Origin of the sequence: Nocardiopsis ganjiahuensis DSM 45031 (assembly GCF_000341085.1) — a bacterium.
Classification (GTDB): Bacteria; Actinomycetota; Actinomycetes; order Streptosporangiales; family Streptosporangiaceae; genus Nocardiopsis; species Nocardiopsis ganjiahuensis.
This window is the reverse complement of sequence record NZ_ANBA01000023.1, coordinates 45,865-52,605: the sequence shown is the minus strand read 5'-3', so window position 1 is coordinate 52,605 and position 6,741 is coordinate 45,865. Positions and strand designations below refer to the sequence as shown.

Annotated in this window: 4 protein-coding genes; 2 read left to right on the top strand and 2 right to left on the bottom strand. The window is 64.1% G+C overall.

The genetic code is table 11. From position 1 onward, the window contains the following. Together D458_RS34405 and D458_RS34400 are read left to right on the top strand one after the other, a co-directional pair. Nucleotides 1-1,803, top strand: a 1,803-nt coding sequence (locus D458_RS34405; protein WP_017589973.1) for an RHS repeat-associated core domain-containing protein, incomplete at its 5' end; no start/stop codon positions are given. Between the two features lie 770 nt (nucleotides 1,804-2,573). After that, entirely contained in the window at nucleotides 2,574-3,467 is an 894-nt protein-coding gene (locus tag D458_RS34400) for a site-specific integrase (RefSeq protein WP_017589972.1), read from the top strand. A 1,940-nt stretch (nucleotides 3,468-5,407) separates the two neighbouring features. Here the strand turns inward: D458_RS34400 and D458_RS0127670 are convergent. Beyond that, entirely contained in the window at nucleotides 5,408-6,247 is an 840-nt protein-coding gene (locus D458_RS0127670; RefSeq protein ID WP_017589970.1) for an NmrA family NAD(P)-binding protein, read from the bottom strand. Beyond that, a complete protein-coding gene (locus D458_RS0127665; protein WP_017589969.1) occupies nucleotides 6,244-6,669 on the bottom strand; it encodes a nuclear transport factor 2 family protein in 426 nt (141 codons plus the stop codon). The genes D458_RS0127670 and D458_RS0127665 overlap by 4 nt, the downstream gene beginning before the upstream one ends. Between the last annotated feature and the right edge of the window lie 72 nt (nucleotides 6,670-6,741).

Sequence of the window (6,741 nt, the reverse complement as noted above, 5' to 3'; positions counted from 1 at the left end):
AATCCGGCCAAACCCACCAGCGTCACCACCCCTGACGGGGACACTCTGGAGATGTCCTACGACGACGCGGGCAACCTGAACCGCGCGGTCCAGGAGGACATGGACATCACCGTCTCCGACATCGACTACACCGGCCAAGGCCTGGTCTCCTCGATGACGGACGCTAACGGCAATACCACCAGCTTCTCCTACGACAGTGTCGGGAACCTGACCGAGATGGCCGAACCCGGCCCGATCGGCGCAACCACCTTCGGCTACGACACTTTGTCCCGGGTGACGTCGGTGACCGACGGCAACGGCACCAAGTTGGACTACGGCTACGACCGGCTGGACCGGATCGTGTCCATCTCCCACGAGGGCGACGTGCTCCAGAGCGTGGAGTACGACGGCAACGGCCGCCAGGTCGCCACGCACACCGACCAGGCCACTACTACCTGGTCCTACAACGGTCGCGGCGACCTGACCGCATCCGAGCGCACCGACTCCGCCGGTACGGAAACCACCAGCTACACCCACGACGCGGTCGGCAACGTCACCGCCGTCACCGAACACGGCCAAAAGACCGAGTACGGTTACGACGCCGCGTTCCGCCTCACTTCCCTGGTCGACCACACCGGAGCCGAGACCACCTTCGACTACGACGCCAACAACCAACGCACCACCATCACCCACCCGGACGGTGCCGAGGAGAGCCGCGGCTATGACGCCTCGGGGCGGTTGACGGACATCACCACCACCGGCGCCGCCGACCAGATGCTGGTGGAGGCTTCCTACACCTGGGACACCGCCGAGGGCGAGGACAGCGACCAGCTCCAGTCGCGCACCGTCAACGGCGAGGAGGAGAACTTCTCCTACGACGGCCTGCAGCGCCTGACCAGCAACGGCACTGTGGACTACACCTACGACGACGCCGGCAACCTGCTTACCTCGGGGGAGGAGGAGTTCAGCTACAACGACGCCGACCAGCCCACCCGAGCGCGCGGTGAGGACGTGGCCCATGACGGGGCCGGGAACATGACCGGTCGGGGTGAGTACGTGCTGGACTACAGCGTCACCAACCAGAACACCCGTATCGATGACGGTGAGGGTGACCTGGCCGCGTGGTTGAGCTATGACACCACCGACCAGACCCAGCTGCGGGGCATCACCGACGTGCACGACGGCGACCGGATCGAGCGCCAGCTGTCCAACACCGCCCTGGGGGTCACCAACATCGCCTCCAAAGGCGAGCGCACCAGCTTCGTCCGGGATCCGAACGGTGAGTTGATCTCGATGGTGGCCTGGGAGGGGGAGGAGCGCTTCCACTACACCCTGGACCACCAGAACACCGTCCTCGCGGTCACCGCTGAAGGCTCTGAGGCCGATGCTCCGGACGCGGTCTATGAGTACAGCCCCTACGGTGAACAGAACAGTGACACCCTGGACGGGACCCGGGCGGGGGAGCTGAACCCGTTCGGTTACACCGGCGCCTACCAGTTCCAGGACGGGACCGTGCACCTGTCCCACCGCTTCTACGACACGTTCACGTTGGGCTTCACCCAACCGGACCCCTCTCGGCAAGAACTGAACAACCACACCTACGCAATGTGCGATCCCATCAACAACACCGACCCCACCGGACTGTGCACGGGGAGCTCGGCCTGGGGACTGGCATCAGGCCTCGCAGGACTTGGCATCTGGGTCATTTGGGGTGGTCCTGCCGGTCTCATCGGAGGTGTGGTGGTCTTTGCTGCCGCTGCCATATTCGCCTTGGTTGGGGCAATTCAATTTGGCATATCGTGTGGGCAAAGGGCCAACTGGTAGATAATAACCTTGGGGTGGCCTTTGCTCGGAAAGGTCACCCCTTTGATTGGGGGAAAATTTGAAAAATCAAACCCTGCCCAAGTGGCCTCTGATTTTTGTAGTTGGCTTGTCTTATCCACTTGGTCTTCTGGTGGGTGTCATGTCTGATTCTGCTGCAAACTTGTTTCACTTTGTTGCGGCTCTGGCTATTCTGTCGTCGTTGTACTTCGCTTATTGTGTTTGGTTTTATTCGATGCGAGGAAAGAGAGGACGGTAATGCGCTACTCTGTCGATCTTTTGGGTGAAGTCCAGTTATCTGCGTTGGTGTAAGCGAGAGCAGATGGAATACCAGGGCCTGTTCCGCAGGGATGTGATGGAGAGTTGGGTGTGCCGGGATCGCCTCCCGTCATCCGGGGGAAGTGCGTGAGCCTGAAGGTCGTTCACCCTGGGGTCTGAGCTGGGCATAGCTTCTGCTTCGGTTGTGGGCGGGCACTGGTTGTGGGGGTGTTCGTTGTGTCTGGATCGGGTTGGGTGTACAAGCGGTGCGGGTGCCGTGGTGTGAGGGGTGTGAAGGCTGGGGAGGGTCGGTGCCCCGGGTTGGCGCGTAGGGGGCATGGGAGTTGGTACTTCGCGTTGGAGTTGGACCATCTCCCGGGTGGTCGGCGTCGGGTGCGTCGGGGTGGGTTCGTGTCCAGGGAAGCGGCCCGCCAGGGTTTGCGCCGGGAGCGGGAGTTCGAGGACGGCGATACCGGTACGGCGGTGTTGACGGTGGGGCGTGGCTAGAGCACTGGTTGGCCACCCGCGCCCGGTTGCGGCCGTTGACCCGGACCAGTTATGCCGAGCACATCCACCGCCACCTGCAACCCCATCTGGGGGCTTTGGTCCTGGCGGAGCTGACTCCCGCTGTGGTGGCGCAGGCCTTCGCCTCCATTGCCCGGCACAGGTCGCCTACGGGCGTGTTGTTGTCGGCGGCGACGGTGCAGCGGGTGCGGGCTACGTTGCGAGCGGCGTTGAACACTGCCGTGCACCAGGGGTTGTTGGCCTCGAAGCCGGCCAAGGGGTTGCGGTTGGAGGGCGGCCGTGCTGCGCGGCCGGTGGTGTGGACCGAGCAGGCCGTCGCGGACTGGCGTAACGGTGGGGTGCGGCCGGTGGTGGCGGTGTGGACGGTGGAGCAGACTCGCGCGTTCTTGGACCACGTGTGCGGCGACCGGTTGTACGCCTTGTTTCATCTGGCGGTGATGACGGGATTGCGCCGGGGCGAGAGCGTGGGGTTGCGCTGGCCCGACATCGACCTGGTGCGGGGGACGGCGCGGGTGGAGCGCCAGCTGCAGTCCCACCAGGGCAGGCTGGTGGAGCTGGCTCCCAAGAGCGCGGCGAGCCGGCGGATGGTGTCGGTGGACCACACCACCTTGGGGGTGTTGCGCCGCCACCAGTGGCACCAGCAGCAGGAAACACAGGGTCAGGGGCGGGTGTGGGATCCGCGGGGGTTCGTCTTCACCGCCCTGCGGGGTAGTGCGTTGGCTCCGGAGCGGCTCTCGCGCCTGTTTCGGAAGCTGAACACCTCCAGCGGGCTGCCGCCGGTGCGGTTGCATGACCTGCGCCATGGTGCGGCGACGTTGGCGTTGGCGGCGGGGGTGGAGCTGAAGGTGGTCCAGGCGATGCTGGGCACGCGAGCATCGTGCTGACCGCGGGCACCTACGCCAGCGTGCTGCCGCAGGTGGCGCGTGAGGCGGCGGAGCGCACGGCGTGGCTGGTGTTGCGCGATGCGGGCCGGGTTCGTCGCCAGGTGCGGGGCAGAGCTGTTCGGCCGGGTTCGGCGCCGGTCCTACTTGGGACCCACCGTGGACCCACCACAGGAACAGCGAGGCTGACCGATGCCCAGAGAGGGCTGTGACCTGGGGTTTCATGGCGCACTCGGTAGGATTCGAACCTGCGACCGTCGGATTAGAAGCGTCAGCGCGGTTCAGGCTTGGACCCAGGGTGTGAGGGTTCATAACCTGGTCGGGCATGTCCCCGGGGGATATTAATTTTCGTTAGCCGCTAGGCGCAAGTGCCTTTTTTCGGTGGAGGGTTTATATTTTTAATATTTCTCGCGACAGGGTGATTTTCATGCTAAAGAAAAGACCCTGTCGATCTTTGGAGGTCATTCCGGAGGAAGTCTTGGATAACGCATGCTGGGATCCTGGTGCGTCCTTCAGGGTGTTTGTGTCACCCAGCTCCAGGCTTTTGAGTATCCATAGATCCAGGTATTCAAGTTATCCTGAGCTTGCTCGGGAGAGGTTTGGGTGGATGGGGTTCTTTGGGGCTCTTGAAAACAAGAACGAGTGCGGCCTTTTTGCCATCAGGTCCTCTGAATGGAGGATGATGATTCTCACTGATGGCCGAGTTGGGAAAATTGAGGCTGCAATAGTTGGCCCGCCCAAGTCTTTCATTTGGCCTGAAGGGGCATATAATCTTTGATTGGTATCCTGGTATTTGAATTTAGAATTGTCGAATGAAGTGGCTGGGCATGCTAGGCGGTCCGCTGGTTGTCGTTCCTCGGGGCCTGCTGGGTGTGTGGAGTGGGTCAGGGGATGATTATGGCAGGCTGTGTGAGAACAAGTGCGGCCCTGGCCAGGCCGCCAATTTTTCCCGGACTGACCTCCATTCTTCAGTGGTGGTCACCGTGTGAGTGGGCCTTGAATTCGCCCCGATCGGTGCCGCAGGTTCGGGCGTTTGTGCACCAGGCGCCGATGTGCTCTGATCACCTGCTCCAGCTCCTCGGGATTCCGGAAGAGGAGGGTTTTGAGCACGCGTTTGAAGTGTGACGACAACGTCTCCAACGGGTTCAGCTCTGGGGCGTAGCGGGGCAGGAACACCGCCCGAACCCACTCCAGCGCCGCTCTCATCAGAGAAGGCGATTCATACACCCGAGCTTTCAGTTTCCTCTTTTGGCCTGGGGTCGTGCGTCACCAGTGAACCTCCTCTTCGTTGCGTTCGGGCCCCGGGTGGCGGGCACCTGATGGGAGAAAGCCAGGCGTTGCAGCAGGTGCCAGGCCCCGGAAGGGTTGGCGTAGGCGACGTGGAAGTGGTCCTGCCACCGCACGAGTTTCGTGTCGGGTGTGGTGGAGGCTGGGGTGTGTGCCGGGATCGCCTTCCGTCACTCACAGGAGTGGGCCGCCGCGAAACCTCGATCAGCAGGTAGCCAGTTGGCGTGGTGCCTCGTTGCTGGCCGTGCAGGAGGCGACTGGCTGGTCTTCGTGACTGACGCCGCGGGGCACCGACAGAGTCTGCCGGTACGGGTATGGGCGAGGTATGGGTGGAAGGCCTGGTACCACCTCGGTCACACCCTGGACCCACTGGTGGGACGACCCTGCTGGACCCTGATCTTCTGAGGCTGTGATCTGGGGATTTATGGCGCACCCGGCAGGATTCGAACCTGTGACCGTCGGGTTGGAAGAGCGGCATGCCAACCGCTGTGCGGAAAGCCCGGGGCGCCTTGATTCGAGTCCAGGGCCCGTGCTGTGGAGCTGTTCAGCGGCCTGGCTACCGTCAGCGGGGTCTCGCCCGGGGTGGTGCACGCCGAGCGGGGTGCGGCGACATCTCCGTCGGGATTCGCGGGCAATGGAGCCGGGGCCGAGCAGCTTCATCCCATCTCTTGTTCGAGGTGAACGCGGAATCTGCGTGCGGGTCGTCCCGTGAGGCGCTGGACGGTGTCGGTGATGCGGTCCTCCGCCCCCTCGGCGATGGCACGGTCCATGCCGGCCAGTATCGAGGCGAACTCCAGCGGCACCTGTGCCGTGAGGCGGTCGCGCATCTGTTCGTAGGACAGGCGGTGGTGGTCCACGGGTCGGCCGGTGACCTGGGTGATGGCGGTGGCGATGTCGTCGTAGCTGAGCGCCTCCGGCCCGGTGAGGACGAGATCGGTGTTGGGGGCGTGTTCGTCGGTCAGAGCACGGACGGCGACGGCCGCGATGTCCTCGGCGTCGACGAATCCGACCCGACCACTCCCGGTCGCGGTCCAGAGGGTGCCTTCCTCACGGATGCTCGCGGCATGCGCGTGTGTGCCGGTGAAGTTCTGCATGAACCACGAGGGCCGCAGCACCGCCCACTGTTCGAACAGGTCGGGCAGGGCCTGGTGCACTGTTCCCACCGCAGGGCCGCCCTCGGGGATGGCCGAGGAGCTGAGGAGTACCGCACGGCGCACGCCGGCAGTGCGGGCCTGCCGGAGAAAGGGCAACATGACCGCAGCCGGGTCGGCGTCGCCCACGGGCGGGATCAGGTAGACACGGTCGGCTCCGTCGAGGGCGGCGGCGTGGGTGGCGGGTTCGTACCAGTCGAATGCGACCGGCTCCGCGCCGGGGACGTCGGCTCCGCGCCGGCTGGCGGCTTTGGCGCGGTGGCCGAGGGCTGACAACTGCGCCGCGGTGCGGCTGCCGGTGGTGCCGGTGGCGCCGATGACCAAGGTGGTATCGGTGGTGGTCATCGGTTGCTCCTGGTGAAGTCGGTGCCGGGTTCGAGGACGACGAGGGGGTTCCAGTAGTCGCGGTAGGAGGTGATGTGTCCGTCCCGGACCGCTACGACGGCGATGTAGGTCATGTCGAAGGGGCGGTCGGACTCCACCAGGCGGCCGATGCCACGCATCTCGACCACGATGGTCTCGGGGTCGGTGGTCTCGTGGATTCGCAGCTCGGGGAAGTCATGTAGATCGATGTGATCCGGGTAATGGCGCATGTACTCGGCGATGGCCTCCCTGCTCTCCAGACGCTTCGGCCAGCCGTCCGGGGCGAAGGGAAACTCCATGAGGCCGTCCTCGGCCCACAAGGCGATCCACGCGGGGATGTCCTTGTCCAGTAACAGCCGCAGGCTGTGGCGGTAGAGGTCCGCCGGAGAAGCCGATGCAGACATGGGTGCCCTCCATCTCATAGAATGCGGACCTTGGGTCCGCTTCAACGATACGGACCGTGGGTCCGCTTTGCA